The sequence below is a fragment of the Microbacterium sp. genome (assembly GCF_051860965.1).
In the GTDB taxonomy this organism is placed as follows: Bacteria; Actinomycetota; Actinomycetes; order Actinomycetales; family Microbacteriaceae; genus Microbacterium.
In genome coordinates this window covers 1-20950 of sequence record NZ_JBIMKU010000001.1, presented here as the reverse complement: position 1 = coordinate 20950, position 20950 = coordinate 1, and the positions used below count along the sequence as shown (strand labels likewise).

Below are 20950 nucleotides of genomic sequence, written 5' to 3'. Positions count from 1 at the left end.
GGATGAACTGGATGCATGACCCGTCGTGACATGATCCTCGCCGCCTCCGTCGCGACGCTCTGGGGCTTCAACTTCGTCGTGATCGACTGGGGGATGGACGGCATCCCCCCGCTCCTCTTCGTCGCGATCCGCTTCCTTGTCGTGGCGGCCGCCGTCGTCGTGGTCCCGAGACCGAAGGCGTCATGGAAAGCCGTCGTGGGCATCGGCCTGTTCATGAGCCTCGGCCAGTTCGGACTGCTCTACTCGTCGTTGGCGCTCGGCCTGCAGCCCGGACTGGCGGCGCTGCTGCTGCAGGCGCAGGCGGTCTTCACGATCGTCCTGGCGGCGGGCGTGCTGCGCGAGCGCCCCACCCTGCCTCAGACCGTCGGCGTGGCGATCGGCGTGATCGGCCTCGCCGTCGTGGCGGCGGGGCGCGGGGGCGACGCGCCGGCGATCGCCGTGGTCCTCGCGCTCGCGGCCGCGCTCTCATGGGCGATCGGCAACGTCATCTCCCGTCGCGCCGGCGTCGGCCGCGGACGAGGGCGCCTGGGCGCGCTCTCGCTCACCGTGTGGGCGGCGCTGGTCGTGCCGGTTCCCGCCCTCGCGCTCTCGTTCGCCTTCGAGGGGCCTGCGGCGATCGCCGAGGGACTCGCGGCGTTCGGATGGCGTCCGGCGCTGTCGACCCTCTACACCGGCCTGCTGTGCACGCTCGTCGGATACACGATCTTCAACGGCCTCCTGGCGCGCAACAGGTCTGCAGCGGTCGTCCCGTGGGTGCTCCTCGCGCCGGTGGTCGCGATGATCGCCGCGGCGCTGCTGCTCGGACAGATCCCCACGATCGCCGAGGCCGTCGGCGGCGTCGTGCTGGTGGCCGGGGTGCTCGTCACCAACCTCCGCGGCAGGACCGCGCGAGCCGCGCTGCCCGACCTCGCGGCCCCGCTGCCCGAGCAGGAGCGGCCTCCCGCCCCGCGCGAGCGCGCTCGTCGCTGAGTCCGACACGGCACCGTCCGCCCGTGACTAGGCTGGACCGCGTGACTGTCGAGCCCGAGGCATCCGGAATCCGCACGTACAGCTTCCTCGGGCCTGCCGGAACCTTCACAGAGGCGGCGCTCGCGCAGGTGCCCGAAGCGCGCGGGCAGCGCTGGAGCCCTGTCCGCAACGTGGGAGAGGCGCTCGCCGACGTCGTCGAGGGGCGATCGGATGCCGCGATGATCGCGATCGAGAACTCGGTCGACGGCGGTGTCTCGACGGCGCAGGACGCCCTCGCGACCGTCGGCGGCCTGCGGATCGTCGGGGAGTACCTCGTGCCCGTCGACTTCGTGCTCGTCGCGCGGCCCGGCACCAGACTGGAGGACGTGTCGCTCATCGCGGCGCACCCCGTCGCCTATGCCCAGTGCCTGCAGTGGCTCACGCGCACGCTGCCGTCGCACGCGCACGTCCCCGCGGCGAGCAACGTCGCGAGCGCCGTGGGACTGCTCGACGGCACGAGTGAGGCGGATGCCGCGATCGCGCCGCCGGGCATCCTCGAGCATCATGACGTCGAGCTCCTCGCCGAGCGGATCGGCGACAACGCCAACGCGCTCACGCGCTTCGTGCTGGTCAGCCGCACGGTCGCCCCACCGCCGCCGACCGGCGCCGACAAGACGTCGCTCATGGTCGAGCTGCCCGAGGACCACCCGGGTGCCCTGATGGAGATGCTCGAGCAGTTCGCGACGCGCGGCATCAACCTCTCGCTGCTGGCATCGCGGCCGATCGGAGACGCCCTCGGGCGCTACCGGTTCGTCATCGACGCCGACGGCCACGTGCACGACGAGCGCATGGCCGATGCCCTCCTCGGCCTGAGGCGCTTCAGCCCGAAGGTCGTGTTCCTCGGTTCGTACCCGCGAGCCGACCGAGCCGTCGTGCACTATCCCGACCGGTACTCCGACGACGTCTTCGTCGAAGCGCGGGACTGGCTGCGCGGCCTGTTGAGCGGAGAGCCCGAATCATGAGCTTCGAATTCGATCCCGATGACCAGGTGCACCTGCGTTCGCTCGCGCGCCTGGAGTCCGAGAAGATCGCCTGGATCGTGACATCGGGGCGCGACGGCTACCCGCACGCCGTTCCCGTGTGGTTCCTCTGGCTGGAGGGCAAGGCCATCGTCTTCAGCGAGCCCAAGACGGCGAAGGTCGCCAACATCCGCACGGACGACAAGGTCGCCCTGCACCTCGAAGCGGGGGCGGACGGCGAGCAGCTCACCGTGCTGCGCGGCACGGCGGTGCTGCACGATGACGCGGCGATCGAGTGGGTCGCCGACATCGGCGACGACTACACCGCCAAATACGAGGACGGGCTGCGGGGCCTCGAGCTCACGGCGGCCTCGATGGCGCAGAGATACTCCACCGTGATCGAGTTCACGCCCGAGAAGCTCATCGCCTGGTAGCGCCCCGCCCCGAACCGGGTGAGGGCTCAGGATGCGAGCAGTTCGAGCGTCTGGATGCGGCCGGGCGCGGCATCCATTCCCTCGTCGGCATACGACCCGGCGATGGGCGAGATCATGACCTCGTCGACGCCGTGACGTGCCGCGAACTCGTCGAGCTCTGCGCGCACCGTCTCGCCGGTGCCGACGAACCACTTCGACCGCGACTGGGCCATGATCGACTCCGCGAGCCCGTCGAAGTCGGCTGCCCCCGCGATCGCCTGCTCCACGGTCTCGAGCGCGACGAGCGGGCGGTTGGTGCGCAGCCGCGCCATCATCCGCAGCTGCGGCAGCGCGCGCGCTTCGGCCTCTTCGGCCGTGGGTGCCGCGATCGCGTTCGCCGTGAGGAAGGTCCGCGGTTCGGCGATCACGCCCGCGCGGAACTGCGATCGGTACAGCTGGAGTGCCCGTTCGAGGCCCTCGCCCGAGAAGTGGTTCGCGAAGACGTAGGGGAGTCCCAGGGATGCTGCGAGCTGCGCCGAGTAGTCGCTCGAGCCGAGCAGCCACACCTCGGGGACCGTGGTCGAGGCCGGCGTCGCGCGCACCTCGTAGGTGCCGCCCGAGGTGAACCGCACGGTCGCACCGTCGGCCGACACGAGGGACAGGATGTCGGCGATGTTGTCGGGGAATCGCTCGACGTCGCTGGTCGTGCCGCTCTGGCGCAGCAGCTGCGAGATCACCGGGTCGCTCCCGGGTGCCCTGCCGATGCCGAGATCGATGCGCCCGGGCGCGAGGGCTTCGAGCGCCGCGAACTGCTCGGCGACCACGAGCGGCGAGTGGTTGGGGAGCATGACGCCGCCCGATCCGACGCGGATCCGCCGAGTGCGAGCCGCGGCCGCGGCGATGAGCACGGGCGGGGTCGTCGAGGCGACCGCCGGCATGTTGTGGTGCTCGGCGAACCAGTAGCGCGCGTAGCCGAGTTCGTCGGCGCGCTGCGCGACGGCGAGGGAGGCCGCGACCGCCTCGGCGCTGGACTGCCCCGCGCGCACGGGCACGAGGTCGAGGACGGAGAGTGAAGCATTCATCCTCACGCACAACCCGTCGTCGCATCCGCGCTATTCCGCGAATGCACGGCTTGGCGGCGAACGCACGACCTCACGACATGCGCGGGGTCGTCCATTCGATGCGAACCCGTGCATTCGGTGGAGGGACTCAGCCGCGGGGCGCGCGCTTGACGTGCTCGTACGCCTCCAGCGCGGCCTTCCGGGACTCGGCGAGATCGACGATCGGCTCGACACGCTCGTCCTGCGGGACCCACTCGTCGATGTAGCGACTCTTCGGGTCGAACTTCTTCGCCTGCAGCTCGGGGTTGAAGATGCGGAAGTACGGCGCGGCATCCGCTCCCGAGCCGGCGACCCATTGCCAGTTGAACGGATTGTTGGCAGCGTCCGCATCGACGAGCGTGTCCCAGAACCATTCCTCGCCGCGCCGCCAGTCGACCAGCAGGTTCTTGATGAGGAAGGATGCCGTGACCATCCGCACGCGGTTGTGCATGTAGCCCGTGTGCCAGAGCTCCCGCATCCCGGCGTCCACGAGAGGGATGCCCGTGCGCCCGCGCTCCCACGCGTGCAGGTGGGACGGCTTGAGCCGTGGCCACGGGAACGCGTCGAACTCGCGCCGCAGGTTCTTCTCCGCGAGGTCGGGGAAGTGGAAGAGCGTGTGCCACGCGAACTCGCGCCAGCCGAGCTCGGACAGGAATCGTCCGCCTCCGCCTGCCTCGACGGCCTCGTGCCAGACCGTGTAGGGACTGATCTCGCCCCACCGCAGCCGCGGCGACAGCAGTGACGTCGCTCCCGCCGAGGGCTCGTCGCGGGCACGGTCGTACGAGCCGAGGTCGTCCGCCAGGAACTCCCGCAGCCGCTGCCGGGCGGCCGGCTCGCCCGGTTCCCAGGTCTCGCGGAGACCCTCCGCCCAATCCGGCTTGGTCGGCAGCAGTCCCCACTCGTCGAGGGCGTCGGATGCCGGAGCCCGGCCCGGCCCGGGGATCTCGCGCGGTTCGGGCAGCGGCGCCCGCGGAGCCGGCAGGGCGAGGCAGGCGCGCCAGAACGGCGTGAAGACCGAGAAGTGCGTGCCTCCGCCGGTCTTGACCTCCCAGGGCTCGTGCAGCAGCGAGCCCGAGAACGACTGCGCCTCGATGCCGTCGTCGCGCAGCCCCGTCTTGATGCGGGTGTCGATCTCCCGCTCTGGTCCGCCGTAGCGGCGGTTCCAGAAGACGGCGGTGGCGCCGGCATCCCGCACCATCTCGGACACGACCCGTTCGGCGGCCCCGCGCCTCAGCACGAGCGTCGACCCGCGTTCACGCAACCGCTCACCCAGCGACGCCAGCGAATGGTGCAGCCACCACCGCGCGGCTCCGCCGAGCGGACGGATGCCGGGCGACTCCTCGTCGAGGACGTAGAGACCGATGACGGGCTCGTCGCTGTCCAGGGCCGCTCGCAGCGCCGGGTTGTCGGCGAGACGCAGATCGTCCCGGAACCACACGATGGTCGACGTCATGAGCCCATTCTGTCGACCCGTCCGCACGGGTGAGGCGGGGTTGACAGGCTCTACCGGCGTGCGAAGGGGACGGATGCGGCGTACCCCTCGGTGCCGAGGTGCAGCACGAGCGCGTCACCGGTGCACGTGAACGAGGATGCCGACACCGGCCACTCGGCGAGCGTCTCGGCCGTCTCGGAGGCGAAGATCGCGCTGGCGGTGCCGTCGTCGGTCGGAACGACGGTGAGCCCGTTCTCGCGCGCGGTGAGCGCGAGGCTCTCGTCGTCGGCGGTGTAGTCGCCCGACATCGTGCCGCCCAGGGCGACCGCGGCGGTGCGGCCGAGCCATGTGACGGACGTCGGCACGTTCTGCGTGAACGAGAACGTGCCGTCCGCCGCGAAGTCGATGCTCGCGGACGCCGACGGATCGATGACCGCTGCGGGATATTCGAGACCGCTCGGCAGGGCGTCGTAGATCGGCTGGAGCTGGTCGGCGCCGACGGACCATGCACCGACGATGCACGCCGGGGTGGGAGTCGGAGTGGGAGTCGGCGTGGGTCTTGCCGACTCGGCGTCGGTGGTCGTCGCGGTGCACCCGGTCGCGATGATCGCGACCGCCGCCAGGAGGGCCATCGTGCGCAACGTCTTCATGTGTCCATCTTGAGGGCTCCGAGGGCTAGAGCCCGGTCACGTCGTGCCCGCGCGGCACCGCGACGATGAGAGCGCCCGGATCGATGCGCGTGCGGACGGCGACGGCCTCGCCGAACTCGTCGCCGTCCAGCTGGACGGGCTTGGGATCCGTGGATGCGAGGTCGATGCCGTCGCCCCGCGAGTAGAGCACCGAGTTGTCCTTGGTGCGCAGTGCCAGCATCCGTCGCCCCGTCTTGGTCTTGCGCAGCACGCTGTTGTCCCACGCGACGCGGCGCCAGACGAAGAGCCAGCCGAACGCGCCCTTGGGCTGGAAGATCACGACGTCGAGCGATCCGTCGGTCACCGACGCGTCGGGCACGAGTTCGAGCCCCGCGGGGAGCGAACCGCAGTTGGCGAACAGCACGCTCTGGATGCGCGCGCTGTGCAGGCGCCGCCCGGGGAGCTGGTACATGATCCGGAACGGCTTGGCGTTGACGAGCGAGCGCGCCGCGCCGTCGACGTACGCGACCCAGCCGACGGACTTCTTGAGCTGGGGGTTGGTGTTCGCGATCATCGCGGCATCGAGACCCATCCCGCCCATGACGACGAACGCGTGCTTGTCGAGTGAGCCGTCAGCGCGACGGAGCTCGGCCAGTCCGACATCCATCGTCAGCGAATCGCCGTCGAACGTCGCGCGGATCATCGCCTGGCGATCGGTGAGCGGAAGCCGCAGATTGCGGGCCAGCAGATTGCCGGTGCCGCTCGGCACGATCGTGAGCGGCACGCCGCTGCCCGCCATCGCCTCGGACACCGCGCGGACCGTGCCGTCGCCGCCGGCGACGAGGACCGCATCGGCGCCCTCCTCGAGGGCCTCCTTCGTGACGCCGTCGCCGAGGTCTTCGACCGTGGTCTCGTAGAAGAGGGGATCGCCCCACCCTGCCGCCTTCGACTCCTTCGACACGGCATCCCGCAGCGCCGGGACGTCCACCTTGATGGGGTTGTAGACGAGAGCCGCGTGGCGATCGTCCGTGCGGGTGCCGCCGACGTCGGGCGAATCGGCGGGGGGAGGCGTCATGGTGAAACGATAGCCCCGGATGCCGAGGCCGCGCTCTCGGCTGTTCCAGGCCCTCAGTAGACTTGACCGGTGATCGATCCCGTACTCCTCCGTGAGAATCCCGAGCTGGTCAAGCGCTCGCAGGAAGCGCGCGGCGAGTCGCCCGACACCGTCGACGACGCCCTCGCCGCCGATCGAGACCGCCGAGCGGCCATCACGGCATTCGAGGAGCTCCGCGCCGAGCAGAACGCCCACGGCAAGCGCGTCGCCCAGGCGCCGAAGGACGAGAAGGCGGCGCTCGTCGCCGCGGCGAAGGAGCTCAGCGAGCGGGTCAAGCAGGCGCAGCACGCCGTCGCGGCGGCCGAAGAAGCGTCCGACGCCGCCTTCGCCCGCGTCGAGAACATCGTCATCGACGGTGTTCCGGCCGGCGGCGAGGAGAACTTCGTCACACTCCGCACGCACGGGGGCACGCCGACCTTCGACTTCGAGCCCCTCGATCACCTCGCCCTCGGCGAGAAGCTCGGCGCGATCGACATGGAGCGCGGCACGAAGGTCTCGGGCAGCCGCTTCTACTTCCTCACCGGCATCGGCGCCCGGCTCGAGCTCGCCCTCATGACGCTCGCGCTCGACCGCGCGCTCCAGCACGGCTTCACGCCCATCATCCCGCCGACCCTGGTGCGCCCCGAGGTCATGAAGGGCACCGGATTCCTCGGTCAGCACGCCGACGAGGTCTATCACCTCGAAGACGACGACCTGTACCTGGTCGGCACGAGCGAGGTCCCGCTCGCGGGGTATCACATGGGAGAGATCCTCGATCTGGGCAAGGGTGCGAAGCGCTATGCCGGCTGGTCGACCTGCTACCGGCGCGAGGCCGGCTCGTACGGCAAGGACACCCGCGGCATCATCCGGGTGCACCAGTTCAACAAGCTCGAGATGTTCGTCTACACGACCCCCGAAGACTCCGAGGCCGAGCACCTGCGCCTCGTCGAGATGCAGGAGGGGATGCTGCAGGACCTCGGCCTGTCGTACCGGGTGATCGACGTGGCGGCCGGCGACCTCGGGTCGAGCGCCGCTCGCAAGTACGACATCGAGGCGTGGGTGCCGACGCAGGGCGCGTATCGCGAACTCACGTCGACGTCGAACTGCACGACCTATCAGGCCCGACGGCTCGACATCCGCTTCCGGCCCGAAGGCGGCAGGACGCAGCCCGTCGCGACGCTCAACGGCACGCTCGCGACGACGCGGTGGATCGTCGCGCTGCTCGAGACGCACCAGCGCGCCGACGGCTCGGTGGCGGTGCCGGAGGTGCTGAGGCCCTACCTCGGCGGCCTCGAAGTCATGGAGCCGACCGCGTGACGGAAGCGCACCTGCCCCCGACGGGCGGCATCGAGGTCGTGAAGGCCAGGAAGGCCGCCAAGATCGTCGAGCGGGTCGCGCGAGACACCGACGACCCGAGTGTCCCGACGGAGCGCCTGCTCATCGTGCTCGACATCGACGGCACGGTCCTGCTCGAGGACGAGAGCCTGAGTCCCGGGGTCGTGGACGCGATCGCACACGCCCACTGCGCGGGGCACGAGGTCATGATCGCGACGGGCCGGAGCTGGGAGGGCACGCGCGACATCATCCGCTCGCTCGGAATCGCCCCCGAGTTCGTGGTGTGCTCAAACGGCGCCGTCGTGCTCGCTCGCGTCGGGGCGGACGACCTGCAGTACGAGCGCTGGCACATCGAGACGTTCGATCCGGCCGACGTGCTGACGCTGCTGCGCGAGCACCTGCCCGATGCGCGCTACCTCGTCGAGCTCCCCGACGGCGAGCGGCTCTACACGGAGTACCTCCAGGACTGGAGGCTCACCAACGCGCGGCAGGTGCGGTTCGAGGAGCTGGGGATGCAGCAGGTCTGCCGCATCGTCGTCGTCGCGCCCGAGCAGGGCGCCGAGGACTTCGTCGAGCTCGTCGAGCGGATCGGGCTCCATCAGGTGTCGTACGCCGTCGGCTGGACCGCCTGGCTCGACATCGCGCCGCAGGGCGTCGACAAATCGACGGGTCTCGAGCTCGTCCGCACCGAGCTCGGGTTCGACCCCGCGCACGTGCTCGTGATGGGTGACGGGCGCAACGACCTCGGCATGTTCCGCTGGGCGCTCGAGAACGGCGGACGCGCGGTCGCGATGGAGCAGGGTCCGCAGGAGGTGCGGGATGCCGCGGGCGAGACGACCCTCTCGGTCGAGGCAGGCGGGGTCGCGGCGGTGCTGCGGGAGCTGTGAGGCTCGGCGCGCTCCGGGCGTGCCTTTCAGAGCTTCCTCAGCCGTGGCTGGAACAATGGGCCGACAGGGCTGTCGGTTAGACTCGACGACTGTTCGACCGTGCGCGTGCGCACGATCGGGAGGGTTGTCCGAGCGGCCGATGGACCTGGTCTTGAAAACCAGTGGGCAGCAATGTCCCGTGGGTTCGAATCCCACACCCTCCGCTGTAGCGGCCCCCTGCCCCGAGAGGACCCCGTGAGCCAGACGACGACCAAGCCCGCACGGCGTGGTCGTCGACCCCTCGCGCGGCACGGATCGCTGAAGTCGCCGCATCCGCTGTCCTTCCTCCTCAAGGTCGTGGGCGTCATGGTCGCGGTCGTGCTCGTCTCGGGCTTCGGCGTCGCGGCGTACGCGCTGACCGATCTGACGCAGAGCTACGCCGAAGACGCCGTCCCGCTCGAGGGGCAAGCAGCCGTGCCGCCCGACATCGGCGCGATCGAGACGGGTGTCGACCTCCTCATCGTCGGCACCGACGAGTGCGAGCCCGAGTACGCGGGCTACTTCGGCGACCGCTGCACGGGGGCGGATGCCGGCGGCCAGCTCAACGACGTCAACATGCTCGTGCACATCTCGAACAATCCGCGTCGGGTGACAGTGGTGTCGTTCCCGCGCGACCTCATGGTGCCGATTCCCTCGTGCACACGGGCGGACGGCTCGACGACGTCCGAGATGAGCAAGCAGCAGATCAACACGGCCTGGTCGTACGGCGGCCTCTCCTGCGTCGCCAAGACGATCTCGGCGCTCAGCGGTCAGAGCATCCCGATGGCGGCGAAGGTCAGCTTCGGCAACGTCATCAACATCACCGACGCGATCGGCGGTGTCGAGGTCTGCATCGGCAACGGCGGCATCCGCGACCGCTACACCGGCATCAACTGGCCCGCCGGACCCCGCAATGTCGCGGGTGTCGAGGCTCTCCAGTTCCTGCGCACCCGCCACGGTCTGCAGAACGGCAGCGACCTCGCGCGCATCTCGAACCAGCAGCAGTACATGTCACGTCTCGCGCGCAAGCTCGTGAGCGAAGAGGTCCTCACCGACCTTCCGACGCTCTACAAGCTCGCCACCACCGCCGTCGACAACGTGACGCCGAGCCAGAGCCTGACGAATCCGCTCACCCTCGTGCAGATCGCCCTCGCCGTGAAGGACGTCCCGTTCGACCAGATGGTGTTCCTGCAGTATCCGGTCAACGCCGATCCCGCCGATCCGAACCGCGTCGTACCGAACTACGCCGCAGCGGATCAGCTGTGGGCGGCGCTCGCCGCGAACGTGCCGCTCAGCGTCACGAACGACCCGAACCGTGGAGGCGGAGTCATCACGGTCGAGCCGAGCGCACCCGCCGAACCCGCTCCGACCCCGACGCCGGGGTCGACAGAGACCCCACCCCCGACCGAGACGGCCGTCGAGCTTCCGAACTCGATCCCGGGCACCACTGCCGCGGACGAGACGTGTTCGGCCGGAAACCTCAGAGGCTGACGGCACATGACTTCGAACGACAGGCCCGCACGCACGGGCCGTGCACCCCTTGCGCGACACGGCGAGCTGCCGACGCGGCATCCGCTGCGCACCGCGCTCGCCTTCCTTCTCGTCGTGGTCGGCGTGGTCTCGATCAGTTCGGTCGGCGTCGGCGCGTACGCCGTGTGGGATGCCGCGAACTCGGCCGTCGCCAGCGCGGTCGTCCTCGATGAGGACGAGGTGCTCCCGCCGTCGATCGGCGCGATCGAGGGCGGGGTCAACGTGCTCGTCGTCGGCACCGACTCCTGCGAGGGTGCGAACGCGAACATCTCGGCGGCCTGCCAGAACGGCGACACGGCCGGCGAGCGCAACGACGTCACGATGCTGCTCCACATCTCCGACAACCCCCGTCGCGTGACCGTGGTGTCGTTCCCCCGCGACATGATCGTGCCGATCCCGGCCTGTCCCCGCGAAGACGGGAGCGGCGACTACTCCGCGATGAGCGCGCAGATGCTGAACGCGTCGTACATGTACGGCGGACTCGCATGCACGGTCAAGACGATCGAGGCTCTGACGGGCGAGAACATCCAGTTCGCGGCATCCATCCGCTGGACGGGCGTCATCAACATGTCCGACGCCATCGGCGGTGTCGACGTGTGCGTCGCCGGCGATGTCAACGACCCGCACACCGGCCTCAGCCTGGCCGCCGGTCAGCACACGCTGATGGGGTGGAGTGCGCTGCAGTTCCTGCGCATGCGCCACGGCATCGGCGACGGCTCCGACCTCGGCCGCATCTCGAACCAGCAGCAGTTCATGTCGTCGATGGTGCGCAAGCTCCAGAGCGACGCCGTGCTGGCGAACCCGCCCGTGCTCTTCAACCTCGCGACCGCTCTGCTTTCGCAGGTGTCGGCGGGCCAGCTCACGCTCAGTCAGTCCCTCACCAACCCGACGCTGATGGTCCAGATCGCGATGGCCGTCAAGGACGTGCCGTACGAGGACATCGTGTTCCTGCAGTACCCCACGCGGTATGCGTCGGGCGATGGAGCGAGCCGCGTCCTGCCCGTGACCGACGCCGCCGACGTCCTGTTCGCCGCCCTGCGCGAGAACAAGGCCCTGACGCTCACGGGCGAGGCGAGCCAGGGGATGGGCGTCGAGGTGACCGGCGAGGCGGCGAAGCCGACCCCGACGGCGACGCCCGATCCGTCGGCCACCCCGGGCGAGACCACCGCGCCGGTCGACCCCGTCGTCCCCGAGGACCGTGTCGAGCTGCCGTCGATCATCGCCGGGCAGACGGCCGCACAGGTGACCTGCACCCGCCCGCAGCAGTAGTCAGCCTTCGGGATAGCCCGTCACGGTCAGCCAGATCGGGTAGAGGTCGGTCTGGGAACCTGCTCCTGCGGCGTCGATCGCGAACGGACCGCCGGCCGCGATCTTCTCGTCGAGTTCAGCCGCCGAGATCGTTCCCTCGAGCTCATACGTGTCGTAGACGAAGGGGATGCCGTTCGAGCCGAGCGGACTGGGCGAATCCATCAGGTGGAAGTGAAGGTGCGGCGAGTCGGTGTTGCCCGTGTTGCCGAGCAGGCCCAGGACGTCTCCCTTCTTCAGCACCTGACCGACCTCGACACCTGCGGGATTGTCGGGCTGGAGGTGCGCGTAGAAGGCGTACACGCCGTCGCCGAGGTCTTGGACGACGTGGTTTCCGCCGTATTCGTCGAGCGTGAGACCGGTCGGGTTGGCGCCCGGAGTCTGTTCGGGCAGATCGAACCGCATCGACACGATGGGCCCGTCGCCCACGGCGACGATGTCGGCTCCGAAGTAGGGGTAGCTCTCGAGCTCGTCGATCGGCCCCGTCACGAACGACCCGTCTGCGTCGAGCTGGACGTAATCGATCGCGTATCGCTCGGGCGCGTGGAAGCTGCCGTTGATCGCGTTGACGGCGCCACGATGAGGTGTGACCGCGCAGCAGCTGTTGCCGTTGAGCCAGCCCGGCCCGCGCAGGGGCGGTCCGATCACGATCGGCGCCGACCGATCGACCTCGGTCTCAGCGACGCGCTCCGTCATCCGGTTCGAGATCACCGGAGGCGCCCCGGGTTCGAATGCGAACGTGATGTCGTGCGTCAGCCGCGAGGGGAGCGCGTCCATCGAGTCGACGACGACGTCGAGCCACACCAGCGCGTTCTGGCCCGGGCCGATCACTCGACCCGGCGCGGTCGTGCCCGACACGTGCATCCACCCCGTCACCTCATCTCCGTCGAGGGTCGCCACGGAATCCCCGCTCTCGTCCACGACATCGATCTGCTCGACCGTCGCCGTCTGGGTCGTGACGTTCGACAGGAGGAGCTCGTACGCGACATGCACGCGTCCGTCGCTCGTCGGCAGCCCGCGTGGAACGGCGAGCGTCTGGGCGAGCACAGGCGTGAACGAGTCTTCGACCGTCTGCGCAGCCGGTGCGGCAGTCGGCGACGGTGTCTCGTCGGCAGCCGGCGCGGTGCAGCCGGCGAGGAGAAGGATGGATGCTGCGGCCACAGCGACCGCGCGAGCGAATCGAGCCATGCGGCCCAGTATGCCCGGCACCACCGCTGCGCCGTTAGAGTACCGGTCGCCGAGCGGTTATGATTGCTGGGCGCATGCGCACGCTTTCGAGCGGCGGATGCCTGGAGACGTCGCATAGTCAGGCCTAGTGCACCACCCTGCTAAGGTGGAGTCCTCGTAAGGGGACCGAGGGTTCAAATCCCTCCGTCTCCGCCACGAGATCCACCGCTAGTTCCCTTGAAACCACTGGGGAGTCGAGCCATCTGAGATCATCCGACGGCGCCGCGTGGGAACAAAATGGGAACAACTGGTTCTCGCGCCGCTGTTCTGCGGTCGTTGAAGCCCGGTTCGGCCCACCGCTTCAACCGACTCTAGACGCGTCGTGCCAGAAGCGATTTCTGTTGCGCCCGCTGCTACAGCCCGAGGGACGTGCCGCTTGGCGCAGTGGGAGCTTGGTAGCCAGCGTCACGCACTGCACCGTCGAGGGCCGCGGAGACAGCGTCGAGGTCGTGATCAAAAAGGTCTGCATAGACGTCGAGGGTCATGGCAGCAGAGCTGTGCCCGAGCATGCGCTGAATGGTCTTGACGTTTGCGCCCGACTGGACTGCGAGAGATGCGGCGGTGTGGCGGAGGTCGTGGAGGGTCATTGACGGCACGCCAGCCTCTTTGATGGCTGTCTTGAACCAGGACTTGGATCCTGAACTCGCGCGGACCCGGCGCATGTAGTCGCCGTTTGGCCCGGGGAAGGCCAGCGATGAGACTTTGCGGCCGGCGAACGTGCTTGTGAGCTCTGCGACCAGGAAGCCCGGGATGGGTACTACTCGATTGCGGTTGGACTTCGGCGTCCCTACATGGATCTCACCGTCGACCTCGACCGCATTGACGCTGATGGTCATGCGACGACGCGTCAGGTCGACGTCGCCGACTCGGAGTCCTGCAAGCTCCGCCCACCGGATGCCGGTGTAGGCGAGCATCAAGATCACGAGTCGCCTGTCGCCAGCAGCGGTCGCGAGTGCCTGCACCTGCTTGTGGGTGAGGTAGGTGTGCGGAGAACGGATCTTCTTGGGCCTACCCACATCTCCGATTCGAGCGGGATTGCGTGCGATGCGATCGTCTTGGACCGCGTCGTCCAGAATGCCCGCCAGAACCCCGAGCGTCCGAAGGACCACTGTCGCCCCCGCCTCACGCCTGAGATCGGCAACCCAAGCCCGCACGTCTGTAAATCGAATGTCCGCGACCGGCCAGTTGCCCCACTTGGGTTGGACGCGCAAACGCCAGGCAGTCTCGACGGGTGCATACGACGAAGGCTTCAACGACGCCTGCTTTGCCCGCATCCAGTGCTCACCGAGCATCCCCACGGTAGCGCGACCGGCCTGTGGATCAACGTAGGTCCCGCGGCTGCGCTGGGACTCAAGATCTGCCAGCCATTGCTCGGCCTCGCGCTTTGTGCGAAACCCCCGTTTCGCCGCTTGGCTGCGATCAGGGTTGCGATACCGAACTAGATAGCGACGTCCGTCGCGCGTCCTGTAGGCATGGATGCTAGCCATTCGCCTTTCGGCCGACGTGGTACCTCATGCCTTCGAGTCGTCCTGCCGCCCGTGCGCGCCTGATCCAGTCGGAGGCGGTCCGGTGGGGGATGGAGAGTTCGTCCGCGATGGTCTTGACCGGGGCGATGCCGGCGAGAGCACTGGCGCCGTAGAGCAGTTCGACGACCTCCATGCGTGCCTGTTCGTTCCCGGGCGCGACGACGGACTCGGCGAGCCAAGCTGGAATGACGCGCTCATCGTTTGTCGAGAGCGCCGCAACAGTCAGCCACTCGGCCTTCGGATCGCTCTCGTCGTCGAGCGTCCACGCGATGCAGTGCGGTGCCGCAGCTTGGACGATCGAGCCGATCGGCAGCTTGCGAAGCACGTTCAGATTCACATCTGTCCCGGCTTCGCTTGCGCTTGTCGAGACCTGGCTGACGACGTAGCGGCCAGCTTCCGCGGAGTAGGTGCTCTGGATCGTGACGTCGACATCGAGGTCGTCGAGGTGCGTTCGAGCGACGAACTGTGGGACGATCCGCAACGCCGATCCGACGGCCGTAGTGGCCGCGTCCACGGTCATGGGCGTGCCCTCGGGAGTACTCACGTCTACCTTCACCCCCTTAGTTTGCCTAATCGCGATGCGGTTTCGCGGATCGGTCTTGCCGAGTGTATCAAATAATGTCACACTAAGGATGAAACGCGGAGCTAATGCGCAAAGGAGGGCGACGTGCCCAAGGTTCAGAGCTCGCCACGAAAGGTCACGTACGTCACTCCGGCGCAGGTGTGCGAAATGCTGCCCGGGATGACCGAGAACACTCTCACCATCTGGCGGCATTACCGCCGCGGTCCGAGCTTCGTAAAGGTCGGCCGTCGCGTGTTCTACGACTTGGATGCGATCCGCCAGTGGATCGACTCCGGGGTCACTACATGCAACCCCAAGATCGCCAACCTGGGCGGTCGGCGATGACTTACATCATCGTGTACTCGACCGGTCCGTCGTGCATGCGGTGCACATTGACGTGTCGTTGTCTCGATGATCGAGGGCTCGACTACACCGTCATCGATCTGCGCGACGACACCAACAGCGCCGCGCGCGACTGGATCACCCACGACCTCGGGTACAGCGAAGCTCCTGTCGTGGTCGTGGACGATGACGATCAACACCATTGGAGCGGCTTCCGCCCCGACCTGATCGAGCAACTGGCGACGCGGCATGTCTGACCAGCCAGAGCCTTCTCCCCGAGACGAGAGCGCGATATCGAGCGGTGAGCCGTCACGCGAGTCTCAACTGTCCGGGCGCGAGCGCGACCGCGAGCGAGCGGGCGAGACGCAACGTGTGTGGCGGAAGAAGAATCCGGATCGCGTGCGGGAACAAAGCCGTGCATATCGGGAGCAGCACCGCGACGAACTGAACGCGTGGAAGCGCGAATGGCGCCGGCGGAATGCCGAGCATGTGAGCGAGTACCACCGTCGCTATCACGAGCAGTTCCGCGAGCGTGAGAACGCACGCAACCGCGAGTACAGGCGTCGCCGCGCCGCGGAGGCTCGTCAGGAACGGGACCGCGTTGAGCGTCGTCGCGTCAACGGGCGGCGGTACTATCTCGAGAACCGGGATCGGATTGCGATGGCGACGCGGATCTGGCGGGAGCGGCAGAAGATCAAGGACCCCGAGCGGTATCTCGCTCAGCGGCGGGAGAGCAACAAGCGCTGGCGCGATCGGAATAAGGATCGCGAGAACGCGAAGCTGCGCGCACACTACCGCGACAACGCCCCCGAACTCCGTGACAAGGCGCGCGCGTACTATGCCGCGAACCGGGAACGGATCCTCGCGCAGCGCAAGGCCGCCCGTATCGCCTCACGCGACCGCCAGCGACAGTACCGCATGCGCGAGCGTCGCCGCCACGACGCGGGTCTTCCTCCGTACCGTCGTCACCGAACCACGACTGCCGAGCGCGCGGAGCATCGCACCGCCGCGAACGCCTTCTTCACACACCCCCTCTCCGACGAGCGGCTACACGCCAACCGCGCGGGGCTGCCCACTCCTCCCGAGCTGATCGCGCGATGGACGCGCGACTGCGCGCGTGCCCGCGCGTCCCACTTCCTCGCTACCCAGCAGGACACGCAGGCGCGGCTGACCTCCCACGTAACGCGACGCAGCGTCAATCAACTCGTGGACGAACGGCACGCCACCAAGCAGGCAGCGCAGGAGGCAGAGGAGGAAGCGCGGATGGATGCGATCGCACGTCGCATCAACAGCCAACTGCGGACAGGGCGCCGACGCCCGCCCAGACCCGACCCCGCAGCGCCGCACACCCCCGGCGCCGCACCGCACTCCGGAGGACTCTCCCGATGACCTCACCTCGCGCACTGTCCGCCACCTCAGCCACAATCGCAACCAAGGAGATCACCATGATCGATCGAGCCAACGCCGAAGCCGCGACGTTCCGCGTCGGAGTCGCCGCACTCACCTACCGCGCCGACAAGGCCGCCACCGAGCCCGGATACACGATCGACGAAGACGTCGACTGGTGCATCCAGCCCCTCCGCGGCATCGAGCCCGAGACCTTCGAGCGACTCCGCCACCTCGTCCAGGAAACCATCGTCGACCCAACCAGCCACCGAGTCGCCTTCAACAGCGCGCTGGCCGACCTCGTAGCGCCGGAGGAGGCGACGCCATGAACGTCGACACCGTCGCACCATTCGCAATGGTCTGCACCGTCCTGCTCCCCGCGGGGATCGTCGTGATGCTCCCGGCGGTCGCCGTCGCCGGACTGCGCGGACACGGTCGCCATGCGAGACGGCTGCTCCTGACTCTGACTGCGCTGGTTGCTCTGGCCGCCATGGCCGGTCTAGTCGTAGGGACAGCCGTCGAGTCGGCTGCGGTCCTCACCGGCTAGTCACGAGGCGGATCAGCCAGCGCCCGCTGAACCGCGCTGGCGCTCACCCCGAGCACTCCAGCGATATGTGCCAGTGACCTGTCGTGCCGTCGCAGCTCGACCGCGATCGCGAGCCGCTCCGGCGTGACCACCGAGGGCCGTCCGCGCCGACGACCAGACGCGCCGTCCTCGCCGAGACGTTTCCGTGCTCGCACGCGCGCCAGGTCCACCCGCAGCGACTCGAGCGCCGCGAACACCTCCGCCGCATCGACCGGGCCGGCATCCGTCGACAGCGCCGTCTCACCGAGTGAGCGGAATCGCACGCCACGCGCCCGCAGGGCTGCGACGATCTTCACGAATCGCGTGGACGAGGGTGCCAGTCGTACCGCTGCCGTGACCATGAGCGTGTCCCCCTCGCTCAACTCGGCGAGACACCGCTCGAGCTCGGGGAACGCTGTGGGGACGTCGGGTGACGTGTCGGTGAAGACGATTGCCGCGCCCGACGACGTGAGTGCCGCGGCGTCGGCGGAGGTGTCGTCCTCGAGCAGTGCGCGTGTGTACCCGACGACCTTGCTCACCGGGACGGACCCGACCGGTCAGGCGACGGGGGAGGAACGGCCGGACCCGTGCCGCGCTCGACGTCGACATCACGGCGGGGACGCTTGTGTGCGACCTCACGCAACGGCTGCAGTTCGCCGGCGATCCGGGTCTCGAGCATCTTCGCCACCGGCGAGCCGGTGGGCAGCGCAAGACGGGGGATGACGTCGCGGAGGGCCAGGTCGTTCAGCGCGATGACCGCGTCGGTCATGTCCCTGCGGCGGGTGGCCGGGTTCTTCACGAACTCCGTGATGTGGCGCAGCTCGCTGAGCCACTGCGTCGCCTGCAAGGTCGACATCCGCGACCCCGCAGCGCGGTCAAGAGCGGTGACCGCGCCTGTCCTCTCGGCGCTCTGAGCACTGTCGAACTGGGCGGTACCGTTCCGGTCGAGGACGACCACACGGGCCTCTGTCGATGATTGCGCGAATGCTTCGAGCGTGGCGCGGGTCTGTGCGAGATCTCGGTTGTGTGCCTCGATCGCAACGGTGGGGACCTCGCGCCCGGGGGAGCGGAGCGCTGCCGATGTCTGCGCCATGAGGCTCTCGGCGCGTGATACGGCGACGACGGCCACCACGGGCTCGAAGTTCTGACTCGCGAAGTTCTTCGCGAGGCCGAGGGTCGCGTCCGCTGATCGGAAGGGCGCATCGACGAGCAGGGGGAGGTGGTTGTCGCGCGCGTGTCGCAGGCACGCGCTCAGCCACTCCGCAACGATCGCGTTCGCATCGACGGCAATGTCGGAGCCGGTGGATTCCGATTCTGGAATGAGCCGGCGAAGGATGGCGGGTGACACGACCGCGATGCCGTCCGTTCGTTCGGTGACGAGCTGTGCGATCGCGCGTGCGCTGCCTGAACCGGCCAGGCCGTTCAGGAGGACGAGACGGGGTGTGTCGGAGGCTTGAGCTCCTGCGAACAGGATCGGAAGGATCTCGTCCGCAAGAACTCGCGCAGAGTCGAACGGTCGGTCTGATCGCTCCACACGAGGCGAGAGGGGTTCCTCGGCCATCGCCGTCACCGCGCGCCGATCGAATCCGTTCGTGCCGAGCGCGCGCGACCACATCGGATCCTGTTCCGTCGCGTCGCCAACGACGAAAGATCTGGTCAGCAGTTCGTCGTAGGCGACGGCATCCCCAGGTCGCCACGACGGCACAGCTACTCGCATCATCCCTCCGCCGCGATTCTACTCACCCGAAATCGGTCGTCCCAGGACTTTCGGGTCAACGGGGTCGCCCACCTAGAGAGTCGCGCGTTTGTTGTTTGCCGTGAAGCCTTCGGCATCGTACCGGCGGCCGGGCTGCGCGCAAGGGCTTTCGCGGCATATCCTCCTCCGCTGCGCTGCGTCCGGTATTCCACGGTCCCTTGCGCTCCACCCGACCTTCCTCCCTCGGCACTGCGTGCCTTCACGGCAAACAACACAAGGAAGAAGAAGAAATGACCACCGGAATCCTCGAACACCTCGACCCGCAGACCCTCGCGATCGAGACCAACGTCCGCACCCTCGCCACCACCGACAAGGGACTCGTGGACAGCATCCGCGAGAACGGCGTGCTCACCCCGCTCCTAGGCTGGCGCGACCAAGGCGGCACCGTGCACGTCCGCGCCGGACAGCGCCGTACCCTCGCCGCCCGCGAAGCAGGCATCGCCACCGTCCCCGTCTACCTCGTCGACGCCGACACGGAAGATGAGGCGCGGCGACTGGTGGAGCAGATGGTCGAGAACGAGCAGCGCACCGCCCTCACCGACACCGACCGCGTCGCCGCGTGGAGGCAAATGGAACTCGCCGGCCTGTCGGTCACCGCGATCGCCCGCAAGACCGGCACCAAGCGCGACCGGGTCGAGACCGGCCTCACGGTCGCCGCCAGAGACACCGCAACTGCCCTCGTCAGTGAACACGGGATCACCCTCGACCAGGCCGCGACCCTCCTCGAGTTCGACGGCGACGACGACACCGTGCAGGAACTCACCCGCACCGCGACCACCGAGCCGGGGTACTTCCCCGTCGCGGTCGAACGCGCACGCCAGGAGCGCGTCGCGCGGGAGGCGAAGGCGCGGGTCGAGCAGGAGGAAGCCGCCAAGGGACACCGGATCCTCCACGACCGACCCGGGTGGAACGAAACTCCGTACCGGCTGCGGATGCTCACCACCGCCGACGGCGACGGAGTCACCGCCGGCGACGTGCAAGGCAAGGAGGGCGTCTCGGTGCACGTCGCGACGTACTACGGCGGGGAAGCCCGAGCCGAGTACTACGTCGACGACCCGGAAGCATTGGGGCTGGTCGTGCGGGACGACGTGCTCGTGAGTGAGCCGAAGGCCGGACCGATGAGCGACGAGCAGAAAGCCGAACGGAAGCAGATCATCGCCAACAACACGGAGTGGGACGCCGCCGAAACCGTCCGCCGCGAATGGATCACCACCCTCCTCTCCCGCAAGACCCTCCCGAAGGACGCGACCGCCGTGATCGCCACCGGCCTCACCCGGGCGCGACACCTCGTCGGCGCATCCATGGAACGCAGCAATAGCAGGGCCGCTTCGCTGCTCGGACTCGACGACAGCACCCGCGACGTCATCACCGGCTACCTCGACGCGCACCCCACCCGCGCCACACACGTCGCCCTCGCCGTCGTCCTCGGCGGCATCGAACGGACCACCGGACGCGACTCCTGGCGCAGCCCACGCGCCGATGTCGGCTGGTACCTGCAGACCCTCGCCGCCTGGGGCTACGCACTCACGACTGTCGAGCAGATCGCCGCAGGCAGCTCCGTTGCCAGCGAAGAAGCACGACGGCTGAACATCCGCCCAATGTGAGTCGTGGCCACGCTTAGCGGGGGGGGCACGTCTGCGCTCGATAGCGACCGGGACGGATGGGCGGTTGTAAAGGGAGGACATGCGAGCTCAACAACCAAACGTGGGTGGGCCCGGAGGAACCCACTTCGCAGCCCGTCTGCGTGCTGTGGCTGGCAAAAGCCGTAGCCAGCGGCCGAACTTTGCGAATGGGTGGGCGGAATCCGCACCCGGGGAGTGGAAGTGCATCACTCGCGTCGTCCTACCCTGGCGCGAGATGAGAGCACTCTCATAAAG

At 68.5% G+C, this 20950-nt stretch carries 22 protein-coding genes and 2 tRNA genes; 15 read left to right on the top strand and 9 right to left on the bottom strand.

Annotation, left to right across the window (positions count from 1 at the left end):
- Positions 1 to 15: 15 nt before the first annotated feature.
- From ACTIFV_RS00120 to ACTIFV_RS00110, 3 genes are read left to right on the top strand one after another with little or no spacing between them, the layout of a single operon-like run.
- Positions 16 to 969: an EamA family transporter gene (locus tag ACTIFV_RS00120; RefSeq protein ID WP_439590772.1), complete on the top strand. Its 954-nt coding sequence runs from the start codon at positions 16 to 18 to the stop codon at positions 967 to 969.
- 41 nt (positions 970 to 1010) lie between these two features.
- Entirely contained in the window at positions 1011 to 1970 is a 960-nt protein-coding gene (pheA, locus tag ACTIFV_RS00115; protein ID WP_439590771.1) for a prephenate dehydratase, read from the top strand.
- Positions 1967 to 2401, top strand: coding sequence for a pyridoxamine 5'-phosphate oxidase family protein (locus ACTIFV_RS00110; protein WP_439590770.1), 435 nt, complete (start codon positions 1967 to 1969; stop codon positions 2399 to 2401). The genes pheA and ACTIFV_RS00110 overlap by 4 nt, the downstream gene beginning before the upstream one ends.
- Before the next feature lie 26 nt (positions 2402 to 2427).
- Here ACTIFV_RS00110 and ACTIFV_RS00105 read toward each other — a convergent pair whose 3' ends face one another.
- The 4 genes from ACTIFV_RS00105 to ACTIFV_RS00090 form a co-directional block, all read right to left on the bottom strand.
- A complete protein-coding gene (locus tag ACTIFV_RS00105; protein ID WP_439590769.1) occupies positions 2428 to 3462 on the bottom strand; it encodes an MsnO8 family LLM class oxidoreductase in 1035 nt (344 codons plus the stop codon).
- A 127-nt stretch (positions 3463 to 3589) separates the two neighbouring features.
- A complete protein-coding gene (locus ACTIFV_RS00100) occupies positions 3590 to 4933 on the bottom strand; it encodes a cryptochrome/photolyase family protein (RefSeq protein WP_439590768.1) in 1344 nt (447 codons plus the stop codon).
- Positions 4934 to 4983: 50 nt separating this feature from the next.
- Positions 4984 to 5562: a hypothetical protein gene (locus ACTIFV_RS00095; RefSeq protein WP_439590767.1), complete on the bottom strand. Its 579-nt coding sequence runs from the start codon at positions 5560 to 5562 to the stop codon at positions 4984 to 4986.
- 25 nt (positions 5563 to 5587) lie between these two features.
- Positions 5588 to 6616, bottom strand: coding sequence for a diacylglycerol/lipid kinase family protein (locus ACTIFV_RS00090; RefSeq protein WP_439590766.1), 1029 nt, complete (start codon positions 6614 to 6616; stop codon positions 5588 to 5590).
- 69 nt (positions 6617 to 6685) lie between these two features.
- Here ACTIFV_RS00090 and serS point away from each other — a divergent pair, with 69 nt between their 5' ends.
- From serS to ACTIFV_RS00065, 5 genes are all read left to right on the top strand, one after another.
- Positions 6686 to 7951 carry a serine--tRNA ligase gene (serS, locus tag ACTIFV_RS00085; protein WP_439590765.1) on the top strand — a complete coding sequence of 422 codons (1266 nt, stop codon included), beginning with the start codon at positions 6686 to 6688 and terminating at the stop codon, positions 7949 to 7951.
- Positions 7948 to 8856, top strand: a complete 909-nt coding sequence (locus ACTIFV_RS00080; protein ID WP_439590764.1) for an HAD family hydrolase — start codon at positions 7948 to 7950, stop codon at positions 8854 to 8856. Before serS ends, ACTIFV_RS00080 begins: the two co-directional genes overlap by 4 nt.
- 118 nt (positions 8857 to 8974) lie before the next feature.
- Positions 8975 to 9059, top strand: a tRNA-Ser gene (locus tag ACTIFV_RS00075).
- A 31-nt stretch (positions 9060 to 9090) separates the two neighbouring features.
- A complete protein-coding gene (locus ACTIFV_RS00070) occupies positions 9091 to 10365 on the top strand; it encodes an LCP family protein (RefSeq protein ID WP_439590763.1) in 1275 nt (424 codons plus the stop codon).
- A 6-nt stretch (positions 10366 to 10371) separates the two neighbouring features.
- The gene (locus tag ACTIFV_RS00065) at positions 10372 to 11673 is read left to right on the top strand and encodes an LCP family protein (RefSeq protein ID WP_439590762.1); all 1302 of its coding nucleotides are present in this window, start codon (positions 10372 to 10374) and stop codon (positions 11671 to 11673) included.
- Here the strand turns inward: ACTIFV_RS00065 and ACTIFV_RS00060 are convergent, their stop codons facing one another.
- Positions 11674 to 12897, bottom strand: coding sequence for a M23 family metallopeptidase (locus ACTIFV_RS00060; RefSeq protein WP_439590761.1), 1224 nt, complete (start codon positions 12895 to 12897; stop codon positions 11674 to 11676).
- A 103-nt stretch (positions 12898 to 13000) separates the two neighbouring features.
- On the opposite strand from ACTIFV_RS00060, the gene ACTIFV_RS00055 reads away from it, so the two are divergent.
- Positions 13001 to 13092, top strand: a tRNA-Ser gene (locus ACTIFV_RS00055).
- A gap of 197 nt (positions 13093 to 13289) precedes the next feature.
- Here ACTIFV_RS00055 and ACTIFV_RS00050 read toward each other — a convergent pair.
- Together ACTIFV_RS00050 and ACTIFV_RS00045 are read right to left on the bottom strand one after the other, a co-directional pair.
- Positions 13290 to 14423 (bottom strand): tyrosine-type recombinase/integrase, encoded by a 1134-nt coding sequence (locus ACTIFV_RS00050; RefSeq protein WP_439590760.1) that lies wholly within the window; start codon positions 14421 to 14423, stop codon positions 13290 to 13292.
- On the bottom strand, positions 14416 to 15018 hold the full coding sequence (locus ACTIFV_RS00045) for a helix-turn-helix domain-containing protein (protein WP_439590759.1): 603 nt from the start codon (positions 15016 to 15018) through the stop codon (positions 14416 to 14418). The genes ACTIFV_RS00050 and ACTIFV_RS00045 overlap by 8 nt, the downstream gene beginning before the upstream one ends.
- 186 nt (positions 15019 to 15204) lie before the next feature.
- Here ACTIFV_RS00045 and ACTIFV_RS00040 point away from each other — a divergent pair, with 186 nt between their 5' ends.
- The 5 genes from ACTIFV_RS00040 (at position 15205) to ACTIFV_RS00020 (ending at position 17299) form a co-directional block, all read left to right on the top strand.
- Positions 15205 to 15369 (top strand): hypothetical protein, encoded by a 165-nt coding sequence (locus tag ACTIFV_RS00040; RefSeq protein WP_439590758.1) that lies wholly within the window; start codon positions 15205 to 15207, stop codon positions 15367 to 15369.
- Positions 15370 to 15380: 11 nt separating this feature from the next.
- The gene (locus tag ACTIFV_RS00035) at positions 15381 to 15623 is read left to right on the top strand and encodes a glutaredoxin family protein (protein WP_439590757.1); all 243 of its coding nucleotides are present in this window, start codon (positions 15381 to 15383) and stop codon (positions 15621 to 15623) included.
- Positions 15624 to 16026: 403 nt separating this feature from the next.
- Positions 16027 to 16755, top strand: coding sequence for a hypothetical protein (locus tag ACTIFV_RS00030; RefSeq protein ID WP_439590756.1), 729 nt, complete (start codon positions 16027 to 16029; stop codon positions 16753 to 16755).
- Between the two features lie 56 nt (positions 16756 to 16811).
- A complete protein-coding gene (locus ACTIFV_RS00025) occupies positions 16812 to 17081 on the top strand; it encodes a hypothetical protein (RefSeq protein ID WP_439590755.1) in 270 nt (89 codons plus the stop codon).
- Positions 17078 to 17299, top strand: coding sequence for a hypothetical protein (locus ACTIFV_RS00020; RefSeq protein WP_439590754.1), 222 nt, complete (start codon positions 17078 to 17080; stop codon positions 17297 to 17299). Before ACTIFV_RS00025 ends, ACTIFV_RS00020 begins: the two co-directional genes overlap by 4 nt.
- On the opposite strand, the gene ACTIFV_RS00015 is transcribed toward ACTIFV_RS00020, so the two are convergent.
- Positions 17296 to 17856: a recombinase family protein gene (locus tag ACTIFV_RS00015; RefSeq protein ID WP_439590753.1), complete on the bottom strand. Its 561-nt coding sequence runs from the start codon at positions 17854 to 17856 to the stop codon at positions 17296 to 17298. The genes ACTIFV_RS00020 and ACTIFV_RS00015 overlap by 4 nt on opposite strands.
- On the bottom strand, positions 17853 to 19037 hold the full coding sequence (locus ACTIFV_RS00010; protein ID WP_439590752.1) for a zeta toxin family protein: 1185 nt from the start codon (positions 19035 to 19037) through the stop codon (positions 17853 to 17855). The genes ACTIFV_RS00015 and ACTIFV_RS00010 overlap by 4 nt, the downstream gene beginning before the upstream one ends.
- A gap of 266 nt (positions 19038 to 19303) precedes the next feature.
- Between ACTIFV_RS00010 and ACTIFV_RS00005 the strand changes: the two genes are divergently transcribed.
- On the top strand, positions 19304 to 20677 hold the full coding sequence (locus ACTIFV_RS00005; RefSeq protein WP_439590751.1) for a ParB/RepB/Spo0J family partition protein: 1374 nt from the start codon (positions 19304 to 19306) through the stop codon (positions 20675 to 20677).
- Positions 20678 to 20950: the final 273 nt, after the last annotated feature.